The organism is Pseudomonas guangdongensis, assembly GCF_900105885.1.
In the GTDB taxonomy this organism is placed as follows: Bacteria; Pseudomonadota; Gammaproteobacteria; order Pseudomonadales; family Pseudomonadaceae; genus Geopseudomonas; species Geopseudomonas guangdongensis.
On the sequence record NZ_LT629780.1, the window covers coordinates 30,932 to 52,254 of the forward strand.

A 21,323-nucleotide genomic window follows, 5' to 3' on the forward strand; every position below is an offset into this window, starting at 1 on the left:
GGCTGCACGAAGGCCCGGCCCTCTTCGAGGTGCCGGGCCTTCGTGTTTTCGCCAGCACAAAAAAGCCATCGCCGCGATAGCGACAATCCAGTTCCTCGCCCGCCCGGCGGCGCCGATCATGGCCGCATTCCCATAACGGAGAACGACCGATGCGCCCGCTCAAGCAACTCCTCCAGCAGATCCGCCGCCTGCCGCACACGCCGCCCACCGCAGACAGCGCCGGCGAACACCCCAACTTCTGGATGTACTGACAGCCGGCCCGCGCCGGGCTCAGCGCCAGCGATCCAGCAGGTTGACCACCACCCGGTCCAGCCAGCCCCACAGGCGCTGCGAGGCGCGCTGGTACAGCGGCCTGGCGTGCCAGTCGGCCAGGCGGATCTCGCGACTGACCGCGAAGTCGTCCTCGAAGCTGCGCGCCAGCGCGCAGGCCAGTTCGGGGTCCAGGGCTTCGAGATTGGCTTCAAGGTTGTAGCGCAGGGTCCAGTGGTCGAAGTTGCACGAGCCGATGCTCGCCCAGCCGTCCACCAGCACCGCCTTGAGGTGCAGGAAGCGTGGCTGGTACTCGAAGATCCGCACGCCGCTCCTGAGCAGGCGCGGATAGTAGCGCTGGCCGGCGTAACGCACCGGCGGATGGTCGGTGAGCCGGCCGGTGAGCAGCAGGCGCACGTCCACGCCGCGCCGCGCCGCCTTGCGCAGCGCCTTGCGCACCTTCCAGCCGGGTAGGAAATACGGCGTCGCCAGCCAGATGCGCCCGCGCGCATGGGCCAGGTTGCGCAGCAGGGCGTGCAGGATGTCGCGGTGCTGCTGCGCGTCGGCATAGGCCACCCGCGCCAGCCCGGCGCCCGGCAGGGGCCGCGACGGCAGGTGGGCGAGCGGGCGGACATGCGGACGCCAGGCGCAGTCGCCGGCACAGGCCTGCCACTGGCGCTCGAACAGGGTCTGCCAGTCGTCGACCACCGCGCCGTGGATTTCCACCATCAGCTCGTGCCAGCGGCTCGGCGCAGTCCGCTGCGGCTGCCAGAAGTCGTCGGTGGCGCCGCTGCCGCCGACCCAGGCGATCCGGCCGTCGACCAGCAGCAGCTTGCGGTGATCGCGGTAGAGATTGCGCAGGCCGCGGCGCCAGCTCAGCGGGTTGTACCAGCGCAGTTGCACCCCGGCCGCGCGCAGGCGCTGTGCCAGGCGCCGGCCAAGACCGCGACTGCCGAGAGCGTCGAACAGGCAGCGCACCGTCACGCCGCGCCGCGCCGCGGCGCACAGGCTGTCCACCAGGCGGCTGGCGCAGGCGCCCTCTTGCAGCAGATAGAGTTCCAGATCGACCTGTGCGCCGGCCGCCTCGATGGCCGCCAGCATCCGCGGGAAGAATTCACCGCCGTCGATCAGCAGGCGAAACCGGTTGCCCTCGCGCCAGGGGAAAATCTCCGCCTGCATGGCGTCAGCGCCACGCAGGCGGTACGGGTGTTCGGGGCCTTCCAGGCATCGCGTCCTCGCGCCAGCTCGATATGCTGCCTGCACCATAGCCCGCGCGCCGGCAGCACTCAACCGCAGACGCGAACAGGCCGCCCCGCGCACGGCGGAGCGGCCTGTTCCAGTGTCGCGCGGCGCTGGAAAATCAGCGCGGCAGGGCGTAGTCCTCGGGACCGACCAGGTCCATGCCGCACTGCAGCTGGGCGATCCAGTCGAGGAAGGCATTGATCATCTGCGGCCCGACGAAGGGACGGCCATGCTGCGGCACGATCATCGCCACGTCCATCTTGCGCACCATGTCGGCCCACAGCCGGCAGACCTTGTTGCCGCCCATGTAGCGACGGTGGAAGCCTTCCATGCTCGGCAGGTGCGCGGCGAAGTCGCTGACCGGCTGGGCGTCGTCGACCAGGGAGGCGCCCATGTCGCCGGAGAAGAGGATCTTGCTCACCGGGTCGTAGATCTGGAAGTTGCCCACCGAGTGCAGGAAGTGCGCCGGCACCGCGGTGAGGTGGCAGTCGCCGAGCGGCAGCTGCTGGCCGCGGTCGGGCAGGGCGATGATCCGGTCGAAGGTGGAGATGCCGTGGCTGACCGCCAGGTAGCTGGCGGTCAGGTGCGGCAGGAAGCGCGCCCACAGCCGCGAGCAGATGACCTTGGCCTTGGTGTGCAGCAGCCACTTGTCCAGCGCGGCGATGATGTCCGGGTCCTGGTGGGAGGCGAAGATGTAGGTCAGGTCCTGCACCGGCATGCGCTTGGACAGCTCCAGCGACAGCGGCGTGTAGGTCAGGTCGCCGCCCGGATCGAGCAGCATGTACTCGCCGCTGTCGACGATCAGGAACTGGTTGGTCTGCACGCCTTCCCCGGTGACCAGGTTATCGAAGCACAGGCATTGGTGGGTACCGTTATCAAACAGGACGATGGGCTCGCGGCGCATGATTACCTCGGGTTCAGGAGCCGGCGCAGAGTAACCAGAGCGCCGACGAACGGACGCTGACCTGCATCAAGCGCCCCGCCGACACCGACCGACCCGGCAGTGGATGTGTGGCGCCGGTCACAGAAGCATCACCCGCAGGTCACCGCAGCGACACAGGCGCCTCCTAGCATGGCCCGGCACCCTACAGGAAGCCGCGGCCCGCGCCGCGCGGAGGTACTGCATGTCACGCCCTGCCCTCTTCTCCCGCGACACCCCCACCCAGCGCCGCCTGCAGGCCGAGCGCCTGCACGGCAGCGAGGCGCTGTTCGAAGCCCAGGCCCTGCGTTACCGCGTGTTCGGCCAGGAATGCGGCGCCCGCCTGGACGGCGCCGGGCTGGAGCTCGATTGCGACGGCTTCGACGCCCACTGCAGCCACCTGGGCGTGCGCGACCTGGCCAGCGGCGCGCTGGTCGCCACCACCCGCCTGCTCGACCAGGACACCGCCCGGCGCCTCGGACGCTTCTACAGCGAAGGCGAATTCCGCCTGCACGGCCTCGGCCGCCTGCAGGGGCCGGTGCTGGAGATCGGTCGCACCTGCGTGGCCGCCGGCTACCGCAACGGCGCCACCATCGCGGTGCTGTGGAGCCTGCTGGCGGAAATCCTCAACGAGGGCGACTACCGCTACCTGATCGGCTGCGCCAGCATCCCCATGCAGGACGGCGGCATCCAGGCCCGCGCGGTGATGCAGCGCCTGCGCGAACATCACCTGTGCCAGGAGCCTGTGCGCGCCGAGCCGCGCCAGCCGCTGCCGGCGCTGGCGGTGCCGGACAACCTCAGCGCCGAGCTGCCGCCGCTGCTCAAGGCCTACATGCGCCTGGGCGCCAAGGTCTGCGGAGAGCCGTGCTGGGACCCGGACTTCCAGGTCGCCGACCTGTTCATCCTGCTCAAGCGCGACGAGCTGTGCCCGCGTTACGCCCGCCACTTCAAGGCGGCCGGCTGATGGTCCGCCTGCGTCTGTGCGGGCGCCTGCTGCGCCTGAGCCTGGTGCTCGCCGAAGGCAGCCTGTACGCCGCCGCCCTCGCCCTGCGCGAGCGCCTCGGCGGCGCGCCGCCGACCGCGCTGCGCCAGCGCCTGACCTGGCGCTTCATGCGCCACCTGCGCGCGGCCCTGCCCTTCGAGGTACAGGTACGCGGCCGCCTGCCGGACGGCCCGGCGCTGTGGCTGGCCAACCACGTGTCCTGGACCGACATCACCGTGCTCGGCGCGCTCTGCCCGCTGTCGTTCCTGGCCAAGGCCGAGGTGGCCCAGTGGCCGCTGGCCGGCTGGCTGGCGCGCCAGGCCGGCACCCTGTTCATTCGCCGCGGCGCCAGCGGCGATCTGGGCGAGCAGCTCGCCGTCCATCTGCAGCACGGCCATCCGCTGGCGCTGTTCCCCGAGGGCACCAGCTCCGATGGCCGCGACGTGCTGCGCTTCCACCCGCGCCTGCTGGCCGCCGCGGTGGCCAGCGGCGCGCCGATCCAGCCGGTGGCACTGCGCTACCGCCGCCACGGCCAGCGCGATGCACTGGCGCCCTTCGTCGACGACGACACGCTGCCCGCCCACCTGCTGCGCCTGCTCGGCGCCGAGCGCGCGCAGGTCGAGGTGATCCTCCTGCCGCCGCTGGACAGCACCGCGCTCGCACGCAGCGAACTGGCCCGCCGCAGCCATGCGGCCATCGCCGCGGCGGTGGTCGATGCCGCGCCGCCGAGCCAGGCCGCCGCCTGAGCGCAACCCACACCCTCGAACCTCTCGAACACGCACCTGCACGGTCGGCATAAGCAAGGCGCGGCTGAGTCCTCATCGATATTTGTAAATCGCGAAATACCGATATAAGGTTCGCTCCATCGCGATAAACCATTACAGCCACCCCATGTCATTCGATACCGACGAAATCATCAAGGCCCTGGCCCACCCCGTGCGCCGCGAGATCCTCCACTGGCTGAAGGAGCCCGAACGCCACTTCGCCGATCAGGAGCACTCGCTGGAACTGGGGGTGTGCGCCGGAATGATCGACCGCCGCACCGGCCTGTCGCAGTCCACCGTCTCGGCACACCTGGCGACCCTGCAGCGCGCCGGCCTGGTGACCAGCCGCAAGGTCGGCCAGTGGCACTTCTTCAAGCGCAACGAGGACCTCATCCGGGTCTTCCTGCGTCGGCTCGACGACGAACTCTGACTTCATCCCCGCAAGGAAACCGACCATGCCGACTCTGTTCGACCCCCTCCAGGCAGGCGACCTGCACCTGCCCAACCGCATCGTCATGGCGCCGCTGACCCGCTGCCGCGCCGAGCCCGGCCGCGTGCCCGGCGCGCTGATGGCCGAGTACTACGTGCAGCGCGCCAGCGCCGGCCTGATCATCAGCGAAGCCACCTCGGTGACGCCGCTGGGCGTCGGCTATCCGGACACCCCCGGCATCTGGAACGAGGAACAGGTGCGCGGCTGGAAGAACGTCACCGACGCGGTGCACGCCGCCGGCGGGCGCATCGTCCTGCAGCTGTGGCACGTCGGGCGGATTTCCGACCCCTGCTACCTGGACGGCCAACTGCCGGTGGCGCCCAGCGCCATCCAGCCCAAGGGCCATGTCAGCCTGGTGCGGCCGATCCGCGATTACGTCACCCCGCGCGCGCTGGAAACCGCCGAGATTCCTGGCATCGTCGAGGCCTATCGCCAGGGCGCGGCCAACGCCAAGGCCGCCGGCTTCGACGGCGTGGAGATCCATGCCGCCAACGGCTACCTGCTCGACCAGTTCCTCCAGGACAGCACCAACCAGCGCAGCGACGCCTACGGCGGCACGCTGGAGAACCGTGCGCGCCTGCTGCTGGAAGTCACCGACGCCTGCGTCGGCGTCTGGGGCGCCGGCCGCGTCGGCGTGCACCTGGCGCCGCGCGCCGACGCCCACGACATGGGCGACAGCGACCGCGCTGCGACCTTCGGCTACGTCGCCCGCGAACTGGGCAAGCGCGGCATCGCCTTCCTCTGCACCCGCGAGCACGAGGCCGACGACAGCCTGACCCCGCAGCTGAAGGAAGCCTTCGGCGGCGTGGTGATCGCCAACGAGCGCTTCGACAAGGCCCAGGCCAACCGCTGGCTGGCCGAGGGCAAGGCCGATGCGGTGGCCTTCGGCGTGCCCTTCATCGCCAACCCCGACCTGCCGGCGCGCCTGGCCGCCGATGCACCGCTGAACCAGGCCGACAGCAGCACCTTCTACGCCTCCGGGCCGGTCGGCTACCTCGACTACCCGACGCTCTGAAACGCCCGCGCCCGGCCGCAACGGCCGGGCCTTCCCTCAGCGCGCGTCGATCTGCTGCTGCAGGTTCTGCACCTGCCCCTGCAACGTGGTGATGGTGCGGTTGACCTGGGCGCGGAAGGCATCGAACTCGGCGCTGCCGCCGGCCCCGCCCGCTGCCGCCGGGCGATTGTCCAGCTGGCTGCGCAGCACCAGCAGATCCTCTTCGAGCCGGGCGATGGCCTGCGCCGGATTGCCCTGTTTCTTCAGCGCCGCCAGTTCCCCGGTCAGGCCCTGCAGGCGGCCGTCCAGGCGCGTCACCTCGGCCTGTGCGGCCTTCAGCGCGGCCTGCTCGCCGGCCAGCCCCTTGAGCCGTTCCTCCAGACTCGCCAGCGTCTGCTGCTGCACCTGCACAGCAGCGGCCAGCCGGCTCGCCGCCTCCTCGCGGCCCTGCAGCTCGCCGCGTACCTGCTCCAGCTGACGCGCCTGGGCGCTGCGCTGCTCGGCGGCGCCCTGCTCGCGGCGGGTCAGCTCGGCCAGGCGGCTCTCCAGCTGCTTGAGGCGCAGCTTGAGTGCCTCGCTCTCGCTGGTGACGGTGGATTCGGCGGCCACCACCTGGCCGGAAATGTCCTTGAGCTGGCCGGCGGCGTCCTCGCTGATCCGCGCGAAGATTTCCTGGGTGGCGACCAGTTGCCGGGCCATGCGCTCCAGCTCGCGCTGGCTCCACCAGCCCAGCGCCGCCAGCGCCAGCGTCAGCACCAGCAGCAGGCCCCACAGGGCCAGCGGTGCGCCGCGCGACGGCCGGACCGCGCCGCGCTCCACGGCAGCGGGCGATTCGCGCTGCTCGGACACCAGGCTGGGCAGGGCGTCGTCCAGTTCGTCGAGTGAGTCGTTACGCATGGGCAGGGCCACCTGTGGGCGAATCCGAAGGCGCCCAGTATAACGCCGGGCCCTGCCACGGCGCCGGCGCACCAGCCTGCGACAGGCCGGCACCGCCATGGGGCACGCACCCGGCCGCATCTTGCGGCGCACGGCCGGAAAAGGACTGGAACGCAACTTGCTTGATCCTCGGTGGGCTGGACGCCGGAGGAGATCTCGTGGAACTGAACAAGGCAATGCTGGACTGCATGCGCGCCCTGCGCCGCCAACTGCGCATCGAGCGCGGACTGGACATCCACCTCGACCGACCCGATGCCGTCGCGGCGATGCTCGCCGCCAGCCGGGAACACGCCTCGCCGACCCTGCAGGCCCTCGGCCAGCGGCTCGCCGAACTCTGCGACCCGCCATCGACGGCGCCGCCCGACCATGCCGAAGCAGCACGGCCGCAGCGGGTCTATCGCGGCAATCCGCTGCCCGACAGCACCGCCGCGGACAGCCCGCCTGCGGAGCGCCTGACGCGCACCTATCGCGGCCAGACCATCCACGGCGAAACCTGAACGGCCGCATGGCCGGCCGGGCGACCCGGTGCCACGCCGCCCGCTAAGTTCACCCTTCCTGCACCGCCACCAGCCAGTGCCGCGCCTGGCGGCGCAGGTGCGCGGTCAGCTGTTCCAGACGCTCGCCGCCGAGCCGCCAGCTGTGCCAGTACAGCGGCACGTCGATGGCCTGCCCCGGCAACAGCTCGCGCAGGCGGCCGTCGGCCAGCTGGGCCGCCACCTGCGCCTCGGGAATCAGCCCCCAGCCCAGTCCCGCCTCGGCCATGCGCACGAACCCCTCGGACGACGGACAGAGGTGGTGGAGGAAGCTGCCGGCGTAGCCGAGTCCGGCCAGATAGCGCTGCTGCAGGCGGTCGTCGGGGCCGAAGACGATGGCCGGCACGCGGGCCAGGCGCGCCGCGTCGATGCCGCTCGCCAGGTGGCGGGCGATGAACGCCGGGCTGGCCAGCGCCCGGTAGCGCATCGCCCCCAGCGCCAGCGCCCGCGCCCCGGCCACCGGTCGGGGACTGGCGCACAGGCAGGCGGCGACCTCGCCGGCGCGCATGCGCTTGAGGCCGACGGCCTGGTCCTCGACCAGCAACTCCAGCAGCAGCCCCGACGCACGGCAGAAGTCGCCCACCGCCGGCAGCCACCAGGTGGCCAGGCTGTCGGCGTTCAGCGCAACGCGCAGCCGCTCGGGCCGACCGTCCTCGTCCAGCGCCGGCACCTGCTGCTGCAGGTCGCCTTCGAGCAGGCGCACCTGCTGCACATGGTTGAGCAGGCGCTGGCCGAGCGCGGTCGGCTGCGGCGGCGTGCCGCGCACCAGCACCGGCTGGCCGACGCGCATCTCCAGCAGCTTGATGCGCTGCGACACCGCCGACTGCGACAGCCCCAGGCACTGCGCGGCCCGCTCGAAACCGCCCTGCTCCACCACGGTGGCCAGCGCCGCCAGCAGCTTGTAGTCGAACATCTGTTTTCCTTATGAGGGGTTAGCAGTATTGGTTTTTCTTATAAACCAGCGACGCGCAGAATGCCCGCATTTCGATTGGGGAGTCCCTTCCATGTGGCAGAGCTACAGCAACGGTCTGCTGGTGGCCTTCGGGCTGATCATGGCCATCGGCGCGCAGAATGCCTTCGTCCTCGCCCAGAGCCTGCGCCGCGAGCATCACCTGAGCACCGCGGCGCTGTGCGTGACCTGCGATGCCCTGCTGGTCACCGCCGGGGTGTTCGGTCTGGCCGGCTTGCTGGCCGACAGCCCGCTGCTGCTGGGCATCGCCCGCTGGGGCGGCGCGGCCTTCCTGCTCTGGTATGCGGCCCAGGCGCTGCGCCGCGCCCTGGGCAGCCAGAGCCTGCAGCACAGCGCGACGCCGCTGCCGCGCTCGCGCCGCGCGGTGCTGCTCGCCGCACTGGCGGTGACCCTGCTCAACCCTCATGTCTACCTGGACACCGTGCTGCTGATCGGCTCGCTCGGCGCCCAGCAGGCGGTGCCCGGCGCCTACGCCCTGGGCGCCGCCAGCGCCTCGCTGCTGTGGTTCCTCGGCCTGGCGCTCGGCGCGGCCTGGCTGGCGCCCTGGCTGGCCCGTCCGGCGACCTGGCGGCTGATCGATCTGGCGGTGGCGGCGATGATGCTGGCGGTCGCCGTGCAGCTGCTGCGGCCGCTCTGAAGCGCAGGCCCGGCGCCTTGTCCCCACAGTTGCTGCGTGGATATGCCGGGGGGCCGGTGCTATGATCCCAGGCCGACAGCGCGCCCAGCGCTGCGGTGGAGCCGACAAGACTCCGCCCGCCGGCACCGTGAGCCGGCCGTGCGCACCGCGCGAATCACCCTGATGACGATACGGAGAGAGACCATGGCTTTCGAACTGCCGCCGCTGCCCTACGCGAACAACGCCCTCGAGCCGCACATTTCCGCCGAAACCCTGGAATTCCACCACGGCAAGCACCACAACACCTACGTGGTCAACCTGAACAACCTGGTGCCGGGCACCGAGTTCGAAGGCAAGAGCCTGGAAGAGATCGTCAAGACCTCCTCCGGCGGCATCTTCAACAACGCCGCCCAGGTCTGGAACCACACCTTCTATTGGAACTGCCTGGCACCGAACGCCGGCGGCCAGCCGAGCGGCGCCCTGGCTGACGCCATCAACGCCACCTTCGGTTCCTTCGACAAGTTCAAGGAAGAGTTCACCAAGACTGCCATCGGCACCTTCGGTTCCGGCTGGGCCTGGCTGGTGAAGAAGGCCGACGGCTCCCTGGCCCTGGCCAGCACCATCGGCGCCGGCTGCCCGCTGACCAGCGGCGACACCCCGCTGCTGACCTGCGACGTCTGGGAACACGCCTACTACATCGACTACCGCAACGCCCGTCCGAAGTACGTCGAGGCGTTCTGGAACCTGGTGAACTGGGACTTCGTGGCCGCCAACTACGCCGCCTGAGTCCGCATCGACCACGAAAAAACCCGGCTTTCGCCGGGTTTTTTCGTTTCTAGCCGCCTCTAAATTGACGCATTTTCTTTGACGGCCGCGAAGCAATTCACAATACTGCCGCGCATTTACCGCCCATCACCCCCGCACAAGGATCTGCCGTCTTGCCACCGGAGCCGAACAAGCGCCTGTCACACCGCCTGCTCGCCTTGGCCTTGGGGGCCGCCCTGCTGGTCGGCCTGCTGTCGAGCCTGGTGCAGATCGCCCATCAGGTGCAGCAGATCCGCCAGGACATTCAGCGCGACGGCACACAGATCCTCGCCATGTTCCGCGAACCGTCCAGCCAGGCGCTGCTCGACGGCGACAGCGGCATGGCCCGCCGGGTGGTGGAAGGCCTGCTGCAGCACCCTGGCGTCAGTCAGGCCAGTCTGCGCGACAACCGCGGCAATCCCCTGGCCGCCGCCAGCCAGGCGGTCACCGACCAGCCGCGCAGCGCCCTCAGCGACCGCCTGTTCGGCCGCCAGTACCTGTTCGGTGTGCCGCTGTACGGCCCGCCGCCGCTGCGCGAACAGCGCGGCGAACTGAGCCTGACCCTGGACACCCACTACCAGGCCGCCGCCTTTCTCGACAGCGCGCGCCTCAGCCTGCTCACCAGCCTGGCGCGGGCCCTGCTGCTCGGCGGGCTGCTCTACCTGCTCTATCGCTGGCAGCTGACCGGCCCGCTGCAGCGCCTGCTGGCCGACCTCGAACGCATCGACCCCGACCGTCCCGGCACCCGCCAGTTGCAGACGCCGCGCGGCCACGAGGACGACGAACTCGGCCAGTGGGTCGACCGCGCCAACCGCCTGCTGGCCAGCGTGGCCCGCCACAGCGCGCGGCACCGCGAGGCGGAAAACACCCTGCAGCGCCTGAGCCAGGTCGACCAGCTCACCGGCCTGCCCAACCGCGTACAGCTGCAGGAGCAACTGGAGCAGATCCTCGTCGATGCCCAGGGCAGCCTGCACCGGGTGGCGATCTTCTGCCTGGGCCTCGACGACTTCAAGGCGGTCAACGAACGCCACGGCTACCAGAGCGGCGACCAGCTGCTGCGCGCCACCGCCAATCGCCTGCGCGTGCAGGACTGCCATTTCGCCGCCCTGGCGCGCATGGGCAGCGACCAGTTCGCGCTGATCCTGATCGCCTTCGAGCACCCCGGCCAGGCCGCCGAACTGGCGCAGCGCCTGCTCGACGACCTGGCCCGGCCGTTCCTCATCGGCCAGCAGGAAATCGCCCTGCGCGCCAGCCTGGGCATCGCCCTGTTCCCCGAGGACGGCCACAGCGCCGAGTACCTGCTGCAGCGCGCCGAGCAGACCATGACCCTGGCCAAGCAGCAGGCCCGCAGCGGCTACCAGTTCTACGTCGCCAGCGTCGACCAGCAGATGCGCCAGCAGCGCGAGCTGGAGCACGACCTGCGCTCGGCCCTGGCCAACGGCGAGCTGGAAGTCCACTACCAGCCGCAGATCGCCTACACCACGCAACAGGTCATCGGCGTCGAGGCGCTGCTGCGCTGGCGCCACCCGCAGCACGGGCTGGTGTCGCCGGAGCGCTTCATTCCGCTGGCCGAGCAGAGCGGCCTGATCCTCAAGATCGGCGACTGGGTGCTGGAACAGGCCTGCCGCCAGTTGAGCCAATGGCACGCCGAGGGGCTGCACTGGCTGCGCATGGCGGTCAACCTGTCCACCGCGCAGCTGTGCAGCCCGGGCCTGCCGCAGCGGGTGCTCGAACTCACCCGCCACTACGGCCTGCCGGCGCGCAGCCTGGAGCTGGAGATCACCGAAACCGTGCTGATGGGCGATATCGGCAGCGCCGCCCGGCAGCTAAGCAACCTGCGCGAAGCCCAGGTGCTGGTGGCGATCGACGACTTCGGCACCGGCTACTCCTCGCTCAACTACCTCAACACCCTGCCGCTGGACAAGATCAAGATCGACAAGAGCTTCGTCCGCGAACTGGGCAACGACGACGCCGACCCCAGCATCATCAAGGCGATCATCCAGCTGGCCCACAGCCTGAACATCGAGGTGATCGCCGAGGGGGTGGAGAATCGCGCCCAGGAAGCCTGCCTGATCGCACAGGGCTGCAGCGAGGGCCAGGGCTTCCTCTACAGCCGGCCGCTGCCGGCCGCGCAGATCGCCCATTACATCCGCCACTTCGAGCAGCGCCGCAAGGCGCAGCCGAGCGACCTGCCCACCCGGGGCTGAGGGACACGCGGCGTAGACGGAGCAGATTCCAGGCGACAGGCTATTGCAAAAATGCGAACATTTCGCATTATATCTCGCTTTGGCGCTCAGCCAGCCCGTCCGTCCACCCTCACAAGGATCCGTCCGCATGCCTCGTTTGCCCCTGGCGACCGCCAGCCTGCTCGCCCTCTCCATCGCCCTCGCCGGTTGCGGCGAGGACAAGAAAGCCGAAGCCCCCGCCCAGGCCGCCGCAGCGGTCGTGCAGAACACCGCGCCGGCCGCCGCCAGCTTCGACCAGGCCGCCGCCCGCGCGGTGGTCGGTCACTACGCAAGCCTGGCCTCGGCGGTGTTCGACGACGCCCTGGTCACTGCGCAGGCCCTGCAGCAGGCCATCGACGCACTGCTCGCCGCGCCCAGCGACGCCACCCTCAAGGCCGCCCGCGAAGCCTGGCTGGCCGCGCGCATCCCCTACATGCAGACCGAGGTGTTCCGCTTCGGCAACCCGGTGGTCGACGACTGGGAAGGCCAGCTCAACGCCTGGCCGCTGGACGAGGGCCTGATCGACTACGTCGCCGGCGACTACCAGCACGCCCTCGGCAACCCCGGCGCCACCGCCAACATCATCGCCAACACCGAGATCCAGGTCGGCGAGGACAAACTCGACGTCAGCGCCATCACCGGCGAGCTGCTGGCCAGCCTCAACGAGCTGGGCGGCTCGGAAGCCAACGTCGCCACCGGCTACCACGCCATCGAGTTCCTGCTCTGGGGCCAGGACCTCAACGGCAGCCAGCCCGGCGCCGGCAACCGTCCGGCCAGCGACTACCTGGTCGGCGAAGGCGCCACCGGCGGGCACAACGAGCGCCGCCGCGAGTACCTCAAGGCCGCCACCGCCCTGCTGGTCAGCGACCTCGAATACATGGCCGGCCAGTGGCGGGCCGGCGTCGCCGACAACTACCGCGCTCAGCTGGAGGCCGAGCCGGCCGAGAACGGCCTGCGCAAGATGCTGTTCGGCATGGGCAGCCTGTCGCTCGGCGAGCTGGCCGGCGAGCGCATGAAGGTCGCCCTGGAGGCCAACTCCACCGAGGACGAGCACGACTGCTTCAGCGACAACACCCACAACTCGCACTACTTCAACGCCCTGGGCATCCGCAACGTCTACCTCGGCGAGTACAAGAAGGCCGACGGCAGCCTGCTCAGCGGCCCGAGCCTGTCGTCCCTGGTGGCCCAGGCCGACGCCGCCACCGACGCCGCGCTGAAGGCCGACCTGGACGCCACCCAGGCCGCCCTGCAGAAGCTGGTGGACAGCGCCGAGAAGGACGGCGTGCACTTCGACCAGCTGATCGCCGCCGACAACGCCGCCGGCCAGCAGATCATCCGCGACGGCATCGCCGCGCTGGTCAAGCAGACCGCCGGCATCGAGCAGGCCGCCGGCAAGCTGGGCATCGCCGACCTCAACCCGGACACCGCCGACCACAGCTTCTGATCGTTCCTCCTGCACGGCTGCGGCGCTGCGCCGCAGCCGCCTGCAGCCCCCGGCGGGCGCGGGCTGCGCCCTGCCCGCCGCCCCTGCAAATGCAAACCCCTCTTATTCTCCCGGTAACACGCTGTTACACTGCCGCGCGTTCTTCACCCCCGGAGTATCGCCATGTTCCGCCCGTCCGCCCTGCGCCCGCTCACGCTCCTCGCGCTGGCCCTGGCGCTGAGCGCCTGCGAGCAGACCGACGCACCGCGCTTCAGCGCCGCCGAACCCGGCGAGCAGCTCTCCGCCGGCGCCGCCACGGTCAACAAGTTCGACCAGAACGCCTTCTCCCTGCCCTCGGCCAACCTCTCGCCGCTGCGCCGCCTGGACTTCAGCGTCGGCAACAGCTTCTTCCGCAATCCCTGGGTGATCGCCCCGGCCTCCACCGACGCCCGCGACGGCCTCGGCCCGCTGTTCAACACCAACGCCTGCCAGAACTGCCACATCAAGGACGGCCGCGGCCATCCGCCGGGCAGTCGCGGCGACAACGCAGTGTCCAGCCTGGTGCGCCTGTCGATCCCCGCCCGCCCCGGCCAGGAGGCCCTGCTCGAACGCCAGGGGCTGATCCCCGAGCCGGTCTACGGCGGCCAGCTGCAGGATGTCGCCATCCCCGGCGTGGCCCCGGAAGGCAAGCTGCGGGTCAGCTACCGCAGCGAGGTGGTCACCCTCAAGGACGGCACCCGCGTCGAGCTGCAGCAGCCGCAGCTGGAGATCGGCCAGCTCGGCTACGGCGCGCTGCACCCCGACACCCGGCTCTCCCTGCGCGTGGCGCCGCCGATGATCGGCCTGGGCCTGCTCGAAGCCATCCCCGAGGCGGCGATTCTCGCCAACGCCGATCCCGACGACGCCGACGGCGACGGCATCTCCGGGCGCGCCAACCGGGTCTGGGACCACGCCAGCCAGAGCACCCGCCTCGGCCGCTTCGGCTGGAAGGCCGGGCAGCCGTCGCTCAACCAGCAGAACGCCGACGCCTTCTTCAACGACATGGGCCTGTCCACCTCGCTGCTCGCCGGCAGCAGCTGCACCGCGGCGCAGACCGACTGCCACAACGTCCCCCACGGCGGCGTGCCGGAAGTCAGCGACAACATCCTCGCCCAGGTGCTGTTCTACACCCGCAACCTCGGCGTGCCGGCGCGCCGCGGCGTCGACGACCCGCAGGTGCTCAAGGGCAAGGGCCTGTTCCACCAGGCCGGCTGCCAGGGCTGCCACACGCCGAGCTTCACCACCGCCAGCGACGCCGCCGAGCCGGAGCTGGCCGGACAGACCATCCGCCCCTACAGCGACCTGCTGCTGCATGACATGGGCGACGGACTGGCGGACAATCGCGACGAATTTCTCGCCAGCGGCCGCGAATGGCGCACCCCGCCGCTGTGGGGCATCGGCCTGACCGAAACCGTCAACGGCCACACCCGCTTCCTCCACGACGGCCGCGCGCGCAACCTGCTGGAGGCGATCCTCTGGCACGGCGGCGAAGCCGAAGCGGCGCGGCAGAAGGTGATGGCCTTCGACGCCGAGCAGCGCGCCGCCCTGCTGGCCTTCCTCAATTCCCTGTAAGGAGCACCCGATGCTGCGCCCCGCCCTGCTCTCCCTGACCCTGCTGGCCACCCTGGCCGGCTGCTCCGACGACGCCCCGCCCGCGGCGAAGACCGAGCCCTTCGCCGCCACCAGCGCGGCGCTGACCGACGGCGTGCTGCTGCCGGCCTACACCCGCTGGACCGACGACAACCGCCATCTGGTCGACAGCGCCCGCGCCTTCTGCGCCGGCGAGCAGGACCTGGCCGCCGCCCGCCAGGCCTACCGCCAGGCCCACGCCGCCTGGGCCGCCCTGCAGCCGCTGGCCATCGGCCGTCTCGGCGAAGGCAACCTGGCCTGGCAGGTGCAGTTCTGGCCGGACAAGAAGAACCTGGTGGCCCGCCAGGTCAACGCCCTGCTCGACGCCAAGCCGCAGCTCAAGCAGGCCGACCTGGAAAGCGCCAGCGTGGTGGTGCAGGGCCTGAGCGCCTACGAATACCTGCTGTTCGACGCCGCCCTCGACCTCGACCAGCTGGAGCAGAAGCGCCGCTACTGCCCGCTGCTGCTCGGCATCGGCACCCACCAGCAGGCCCTGTCCGCCGGGGTGCTGGCCAGCTGGATCGGCGAGCAGGGCCTGGCCGCCCAGCTCAAGCAGTTCCCCAACCCGCGCTATGCCGAAGGCCGCGAGGCCATCGGCGAGCTGCTGCGCATCCAGGTCGGCGCCCTCGACGGCCTGAAGAAGAAGCTCGGCACCCCGCTGGCGCGGGGCAAGACGCCCCAGCCCTATCAGGCCGAAGGCTGGCGCAGTGCCACCTCGCTGGCCAGCCTCGACGCCAGCCTGGCCAGCGCCGAGGCGCTGTGGCGCGGCGCCGACGGCCCCGGCGTGCGCAGCCTGCTGGGCGCCGAGCACGGCGACCTGGCCACCCGCATCGACGCCGCCTACAGCGAAACCCGCCAGCGCCTGGGCGCCCTCGGCGCGCCGCTCGGCGAGCTGCTGGCCAGCGACGCCGGCCGCGACAGCCTCGGTCAGCTCTACGACAGCCTCGACCGCCTGCATCGCCTGCAGGAAGGCGAGCTGGCCCGCGCGCTGGGCATCCAGCTCGGCTTCAACGCCCACGACGGCGACTGAGCCGGCGGCCCGGCCCCGCGTGGGCGCCGGGCCGGCCACGGCACAGGGAGGTGCCGCATCGGCCCCCTCCTCCTTCCGTGTCACGGAGTCCCCATGCAACGACGTACCTTCCTCGGCCTCGGCGGCGCCCTGTTCGCCGCCGCCGCCCTCGGCGGCTGGAGCCTCGGTCGCGGCGCGGCCGCCCAGCCGCTGCTGCTCTCGGCGCGCAACGACGCCGACGGCCGCCACTACGCGGTCGGCTACCGCCTCGACGGCCAGGCGCAGTTCGCCACCCCGGTGCGCGAGCGCTGCCACGACGTGGTGCCGCACCCGGCGCTGCCGCTGGCGCTGTTCGTCGGTCGCCGGCCGAGCCGCGAGAGCTACCTGATCGACACCCGCGACGGCCGCCTGCTGCAGACCGTGGCCAGCCCGGCCGACCGGCACTTCTACGGCCACGCGGTGTTCCATCGCGACGGCGAGTGGCTGTACAGCACCGAGAACGACACCCGCGAGCCTGGCCGCGGGGTGCTCGGCGTCTGGCGCCTGGACGGCGAGCGCCTGCTGCGCGAGGCCGAGCTGTCCAGCCACGGCGTCGGCCCGCATCAGCTGCTGTGGATGCCCGACGGCGAAACCCTGGTGGTAGCCAACGGCGGCATCCGCACCGAGGCCGACAGCCGCGAGGCGATGAACCTCGATGCCATGGAGCCGAGCCTGGTGCTGCTGCGCCGCGACGGCAGCCTGCTGAGCAAGGAGACGCTGCCCGAACGGATGAACAGCGTGCGCCATCTGGCGGTGGCCGACGACGGCACCGTGGTCAGCGGCCAGCAGTACGAGGGCGCCGCGGACGACGCCGCGGCGCTGGTGGCGATCAAGCGCCCCGGCGGGGCCTTCCAGCCCTTCCCGCTGGGCGAGACGCAGCGCCTGGCGATGCACCAGTACACCGCCAGCGTGGCGATCCACAGCGCACTGCGCCTGCTGGCGATCACCGCGCCGCGCGGCAACCGGGTGTTCATCTGGGACCTGGACAGCGCCGCGCTGCGCCTCGACGCGCCACTGCCCGACTGCGCCGGCGTCGCCGCCTGCGCCGAAGGCTTCGTGGTCAGTTCCGGGCAGGGCCGCTGCCGGCTCTACGACTGCCGCAGCGCCGAGATCGTCATGCAGCCCCTGACTTTGCCGGCCGGGCTGTGGGACAACCACCTGCGCCTGGCCTGAGCCGCCGCGCCGGCTTTGACTTGTCGGCGCGGCAAGCCTAGCGTGAGCCCTATCGCGTAATCCCGAGCAAAGGAGTCGCCTATGTTACGCCGCCGCCTGCTGGTCATGCTGGCCATCGTGATCGTCGTGGTCGCGCTGCTCGCCGGCTACAAGGCCTACAGCATCTACCAGCAGATCCAGGCCTTCTCGGCCCCGCCGGCGCCGGTCAGCGTCTCCGCCGTCGTCGCCGAACAGCGTGACTGGCAAAGCCAGGTGGCAGCCATCGGCAGCCTCACCGCGCTGCGCGGCGTCGACCTGGGCGTCGAGGCCGGCGGCACGGTGCGCAGCGTGCTGTTCGAGTCCGGCCAGCAGGTCGGCGCCGGCCAGCCGCTGCTGCAGATGGACAACGCGGTGGAAACCGCCAGCCTGCGCACCGCCGAGGCCGAACTGGGTCTGGCGCTGGTCGAGTACCAGCGCGGCAGCAACCTGATCGAGCGCCAGGCGATCTCGCGCAGCGAGTTCGACCGCCTCGGCGCCAGCCTGGAGAAGGCCCGCGCCAGCGTCGCCCAGCTCAAGGCGACCCTGGCCAAGAAGCGCCTGCTGGCGCCCTTCGCCGGGACCATCGGCATCCGTCAGGTCGACGTCGGCGACTACCTGGAGCCGGGCACGCCGGTGGCCACCCTGCAGGACCTGTCGATGCTCTACGTCGACTTCTTCCTCCCCGAACAGGAGTTCGCCCGCCTGCAGGTCGGCCAGCCCCTGCAGGCCAGCGTCGCCGCCTGGCCGGGCGAGCGCTTCGCCGGGCGCATCGAGGCGATCAACCCCAAGGTGGAAGCCACCACCCGCAACCTGCAGGTCCGCGCCCTGCTGGCCAACCCGCAGGGCCGCCTGCTGCCGGGCATGTTCGCCCACCTGCAGGTGCTGCTCGGCGAGCGCCGCGCGCAGGTGGTGGTGCCGGAAACCGCCGTCGCCTACACCCTCTATGGCAACTCGCTGTACGTGGTGGTCGAGCGCGAGGAGGACGGCGCCCCGGCGCTGAGCGTCGAGCGCCGCTTCGTCAGGACCGGCGAACGCCGCGACGGCCAGGTGGTGATCCTCGAAGGCCTGCAGGCCGGCGAGCGCGTGGTGTCCTCCGGGCAGCTCAAGCTCGACAACGGCACCGCCATCACCCTGGTCGACGATCCCGCCGCCCGCTAACCGTCGCCCGCAGGAAGCAGCCATGGCCTTCACCGATCCCTTCATCCGTCGTCCCGTGCTGGCCTGCGTGATCAGCCTGCTGATCGTCCTGCTCGGCCTGCAGGCGTTCGGCAAGCTGGTCGTGCGCCAGTACCCGCAGATGGAAAACGCCCTGATCACCGTCACCACCGCCTACCCCGGCGCCAACGCGGAAACCATCCAGGGCTACATCACCCAGCCGCTGCAGCAGAGCCTGGCCAGCGCCGAGGGCATCGACTACATGACCTCGGTGAGCCGGCAGAACGTCTCGGTGATCTCCATCCATGCGCGCCTGGGCACCGACAGCGACCGCCTGTTCACCGAGCTGCTGGCCAAGGCCAGCGAGGTCAAGAACCGCCTGCCGCAGCAGGCCGAGGACCCGGTGCTGAGCAAGGAGGCGGCGGACTCCACCGCCCTGATGTACCTGAGCTTCTACAGCGAGGAACTGTCCAACCCGCAGATCACCGACTACCTGTCGCGGGTCGTCCAGCCCAAGCTGGCGACCCTGCCGGGCATGGCCGAGGCCGAAATCCTCGGCAACCAGGTGTTCGCCATGCGCCTGTGGCTCGACCCGCTCAAGCTGGCCGCCTACGGCGTGGATGCTGCCGACGTCAACCGTGCGGTGCGCGCCTACAACTACCTGTCCGCCGCCGGGGAAACCAAGGGCGAGTACGTGGTCACCAGCCTCAGCGCCAGCACCGACCTCAAGTCGCCCGAGGACTTCGCCGCCATCCCGGTGAAGATCGCCGGCGGCAGCCGGGTGCTGCTCGGCGACGTGGCGCGAGTCGAGATGGGCGCGGAAAGCTACGACTCGCTCAGCTCCTTCGACGGCGTGCCCTCGGTGTACATCGCCATCAAGGGCACTCCCAGCGCCAACCCGCTGGACGTCATCGCCGAGGTGCGCGGCCTGCTGCCCGAGCTGGAGGCCCAGCTGCCGCCCAACCTCGAAGCCTCCATCGCCTACGATGCGACCCGCTTCATCCAGGCCTCCATCGACGAGGTGCTCAAGACCCTCGGCGAGGCCATCCTGATCGTCATCGTGGTGGTGTTCCTGTTCCTCGGCGCCTTGCGCTCGGTGCTGATCCCGGTGGTGACCATCCCGCTGTCGATGATCGGCGTGCTGTTCTTCATGCAGCTGATGGGCTACTCGATCAACCTGCTGACCCTGCTGGCCATGGTGCTGGCCATCGGTCTGGTGGTCGACGACGCCATCGTCGTGGTGGAGAACATCCACCGCCACATCGAGAAAGGCCGCACGCCGCTGGACGCCGCCATCGAGGGCGCCCGCGAGATCGCCGTGCCGGTGGTGTCGATGACCCTGACCCTGGCCGCGGTGTACGCGCCGATCGGCTTCCTCGAAGGCCTGACCGGCGCGCTGTTCAAGGAGTTCGCCTTCACCCTGGCCGGCGCGGTGGTGATCTCCGGGATCGTCGCGCTGACCCTGTCGCCGATGATGTGCGCGCACCTGCTGCGCCACGAGGAGAACCCCGGCGGCTTCGCCCAGCGCATCGACCGGCTGTTCGAGCGGCTCAAGCAGCGCTACCTGCATACCCTGCGCGCCAGCCTGGACACCCGTCCGGTCACCGTGACCTTCGCCGTGCTGGTGCTGCTGCTGATCCCGGCGCTGCTCGCCTTCACCCAGCGCGAACTGGCCCCGGACGAGGACCAGGGCATCGTGTTCATGCTCAGCAGCGTGCCGCAACCCAACAACCTCGACTACCTGAACAGCCAGACCGCGCCTTTCGTGGAGATCTTCCGCAGCTTCCCCGAGTACTACTCCTCGTTCCAGATCAACGGCTTCAGCGGCGTGCAGTCGGGGATCGGCGGCATGCTGCTCAAGCCCTGGGACGAGCGCGAGCGCACCCAGATGGAGCTGCTGCCGCAGGTCCAGGCCCGCCTGGCGCAGATCCCCGGCATCGAGGTGTTCGCCTTCAACCTGCCGTCGCTGCCGGGCACCGGCGAAGGCCTGCCGTTCCAGTTCGTGATCAACACGCCGAACGACTACGAGTCGCTGCTGCAGCTCGCCGAGCGAGTCAAGCAGCGCGCCATGGACTCGGGCAAGTTCGCCTTCCTCGACATCGACCTGGCCTTCGACAAGCCCGAGCTGCTGATCGACATCGACCGCGCCAAGGCGGCGCAGCTGGGCGTGTCCATGGAGGACATCGGCCTGACCCTGGCGACCCTGCTCGGCGAGGGCGAGATCAACCGCTTCACCCTCGACGGGCGCAGCTACAAGGTGATCGCCCAGGTCGAGCGCGCCTACCGCGACAACCCCGGCTGGCTGGACAGCTACTACGTGCGCAGCGCCAGCGGCGAGCTGCTGCCGCTGTCCACCCTGGTCAGCGTCGGCGAGCGGGCCCGGCCGACCCAGCTCAACCAGTTCCAGCAGCTCAACGCGGTGGTCATCCAGGGCGTGCCGCTGGTCAGCATGGGCGAGGCCATCGACACCGTGCGCGGCATCGCCGAGGCCGAGGCGCCGCGCGGCTTCGCCTTCGACCACGCCGGTGCGGCGCGCCAGTTCGTCCAGGAAGGCAACGCCCTGTACCTGACCTTCGCCCTCGCGCTGGCAATCATCTTTCTGGTGCTGGCCGCGCAGTTCGAGAGCTTCCGCGATCCGCTGGTGATCCTGCTGAGCGTGCCGCTATCGATCTGCGGCGCGCTGCTGCCGCTGTTCCTCGGCCTGTCGAGCCTGAACATCTACACCCAGGTCGGCCTGGTGACGCTGATCGGCCTGATCAGCAAGCACGGCATCCTGATCGTCGAGTTCGCCAACCAGCTGCGCCGCGAGCGGGGTCTGGACCGGCGCAGCGCGGTCGAGCAGGCCGCGGCGATCCGCCTGCGCCCGGTACTGATGACCACCGCCGCGATGGTCTTCGGCATGCTGCCGCTGATCCTGGCCAGCGGCGCCGGGGCGCAGAGCCGCTTCGACATCGGCCTGGTGATCGCCACCGGCATGGCGGTCGGCACCCTGTTCACCCTGTTCGTGCTGCCGGCCATGTACACCCTGCTCGCCCACCCGGACGCGCCGCAGCGCGCCTGAAACGCCAGGGGCCGCCGGGACTGCCCCGGCGGCCTCTGGCTGCGCGATCAACG

18 protein-coding genes are annotated in these 21,323 nt (G+C 70.6%); 14 read left to right on the top strand and 4 right to left on the bottom strand.

Annotation, left to right across the window (positions count from 1 at the left end; translation table 11 throughout):
• Positions 1-270: 270 nt before the first annotated feature.
• Together BLU22_RS00180 and BLU22_RS00185 are read right to left on the bottom strand one after the other, a co-directional pair.
• The gene (locus BLU22_RS00180; RefSeq protein WP_090211210.1) at positions 271-1,428 is read right to left on the bottom strand and encodes a phospholipase D-like domain-containing protein; all 1,158 of its coding nucleotides are present in this window, start codon (positions 1,426-1,428) and stop codon (positions 271-273) included.
• 181 nt (positions 1,429-1,609) lie between these two features.
• Positions 1,610-2,395, bottom strand: coding sequence for an oxygen-binding di-iron domain-containing protein (locus BLU22_RS00185; RefSeq protein WP_090211212.1), 786 nt, complete (start codon positions 2,393-2,395; stop codon positions 1,610-1,612).
• Between the two features lie 220 nt (positions 2,396-2,615).
• Between BLU22_RS00185 and olsB the strand changes: the two genes are divergently transcribed.
• From olsB to BLU22_RS00205, 4 genes are all read left to right on the top strand, one after another.
• Entirely contained in the window at positions 2,616-3,374 is a 759-nt protein-coding gene (olsB, locus tag BLU22_RS00190; protein ID WP_090211214.1) for an L-ornithine N(alpha)-acyltransferase, read from the top strand.
• A complete protein-coding gene (locus tag BLU22_RS00195; protein WP_090211216.1) occupies positions 3,374-4,138 on the top strand; it encodes a lysophospholipid acyltransferase family protein in 765 nt (254 codons plus the stop codon). Before olsB ends, BLU22_RS00195 begins: the two co-directional genes overlap by 1 nt.
• 145 nt (positions 4,139-4,283) lie before the next feature.
• A complete protein-coding gene (locus BLU22_RS00200) occupies positions 4,284-4,586 on the top strand; it encodes an ArsR/SmtB family transcription factor (RefSeq protein WP_090211217.1) in 303 nt (100 codons plus the stop codon).
• Positions 4,587-4,611: 25 nt separating this feature from the next.
• Positions 4,612-5,661: an alkene reductase gene (locus BLU22_RS00205; protein WP_090211218.1), complete on the top strand. Its 1,050-nt coding sequence runs from the start codon at positions 4,612-4,614 to the stop codon at positions 5,659-5,661.
• 36 nt (positions 5,662-5,697) lie between these two features.
• Here the strand turns inward: BLU22_RS00205 and BLU22_RS00210 are convergent, their stop codons facing one another.
• Entirely contained in the window at positions 5,698-6,537 is an 840-nt protein-coding gene (locus BLU22_RS00210; protein WP_090211220.1) for a hypothetical protein, read from the bottom strand.
• 197 nt (positions 6,538-6,734) lie between these two features.
• On the opposite strand from BLU22_RS00210, the gene BLU22_RS15440 reads away from it, so the two are divergent.
• Positions 6,735-7,073: a hypothetical protein gene (locus BLU22_RS15440; RefSeq protein WP_090211221.1), complete on the top strand. Its 339-nt coding sequence runs from the start codon at positions 6,735-6,737 to the stop codon at positions 7,071-7,073.
• Positions 7,074-7,122: 49 nt separating this feature from the next.
• Here the strand turns inward: BLU22_RS15440 and BLU22_RS00220 are convergent, their stop codons facing one another.
• Complete coding sequence (locus BLU22_RS00220) at positions 7,123-8,022, bottom strand: LysR family transcriptional regulator ArgP (protein WP_090211224.1); 900 nt, start codon at positions 8,020-8,022, stop codon at positions 7,123-7,125.
• 91 nt (positions 8,023-8,113) lie between these two features.
• Between BLU22_RS00220 and BLU22_RS00225 the strand changes: the two genes are divergently transcribed.
• From BLU22_RS00225 to BLU22_RS00265, 9 genes are all read left to right on the top strand, one after another.
• Positions 8,114-8,716 carry a LysE/ArgO family amino acid transporter gene (locus BLU22_RS00225; protein WP_090211226.1) on the top strand — a complete coding sequence of 201 codons (603 nt, stop codon included), beginning with the start codon at positions 8,114-8,116 and terminating at the stop codon, positions 8,714-8,716.
• 183 nt (positions 8,717-8,899) lie between these two features.
• Positions 8,900-9,481, top strand: a complete 582-nt coding sequence (gene sodB, locus BLU22_RS00230) for a superoxide dismutase [Fe] (RefSeq protein WP_090211227.1) — start codon at positions 8,900-8,902, stop codon at positions 9,479-9,481.
• Between the two features lie 152 nt (positions 9,482-9,633).
• Positions 9,634-11,706, top strand: coding sequence for a putative bifunctional diguanylate cyclase/phosphodiesterase (locus BLU22_RS00235; RefSeq protein WP_090211230.1), 2,073 nt, complete (start codon positions 9,634-9,636; stop codon positions 11,704-11,706).
• Between the two features lie 127 nt (positions 11,707-11,833).
• Positions 11,834-13,168 carry an imelysin family protein gene (locus tag BLU22_RS00240; protein ID WP_090211232.1) on the top strand — a complete coding sequence of 445 codons (1,335 nt, stop codon included), beginning with the start codon at positions 11,834-11,836 and terminating at the stop codon, positions 13,166-13,168.
• A 162-nt stretch (positions 13,169-13,330) separates the two neighbouring features.
• A complete protein-coding gene (locus tag BLU22_RS00245) occupies positions 13,331-14,758 on the top strand; it encodes a di-heme oxidoreductase family protein (protein WP_090211233.1) in 1,428 nt (475 codons plus the stop codon).
• Positions 14,759-14,768: 10 nt separating this feature from the next.
• Positions 14,769-15,845, top strand: coding sequence for an imelysin family protein (locus BLU22_RS00250; RefSeq protein ID WP_090211235.1), 1,077 nt, complete (start codon positions 14,769-14,771; stop codon positions 15,843-15,845).
• Between the two features lie 93 nt (positions 15,846-15,938).
• Positions 15,939-17,036, top strand: coding sequence for a DUF1513 domain-containing protein (locus tag BLU22_RS00255; RefSeq protein WP_090211237.1), 1,098 nt, complete (start codon positions 15,939-15,941; stop codon positions 17,034-17,036).
• 81 nt (positions 17,037-17,117) lie between these two features.
• A complete protein-coding gene (locus tag BLU22_RS00260) occupies positions 17,118-18,212 on the top strand; it encodes an efflux RND transporter periplasmic adaptor subunit (RefSeq protein WP_090211239.1) in 1,095 nt (364 codons plus the stop codon).
• A gap of 22 nt (positions 18,213-18,234) precedes the next feature.
• The gene (locus BLU22_RS00265; protein ID WP_090211240.1) at positions 18,235-21,270 is read left to right on the top strand and encodes a multidrug efflux RND transporter permease subunit; all 3,036 of its coding nucleotides are present in this window, start codon (positions 18,235-18,237) and stop codon (positions 21,268-21,270) included.
• Positions 21,271-21,323: the final 53 nt, after the last annotated feature.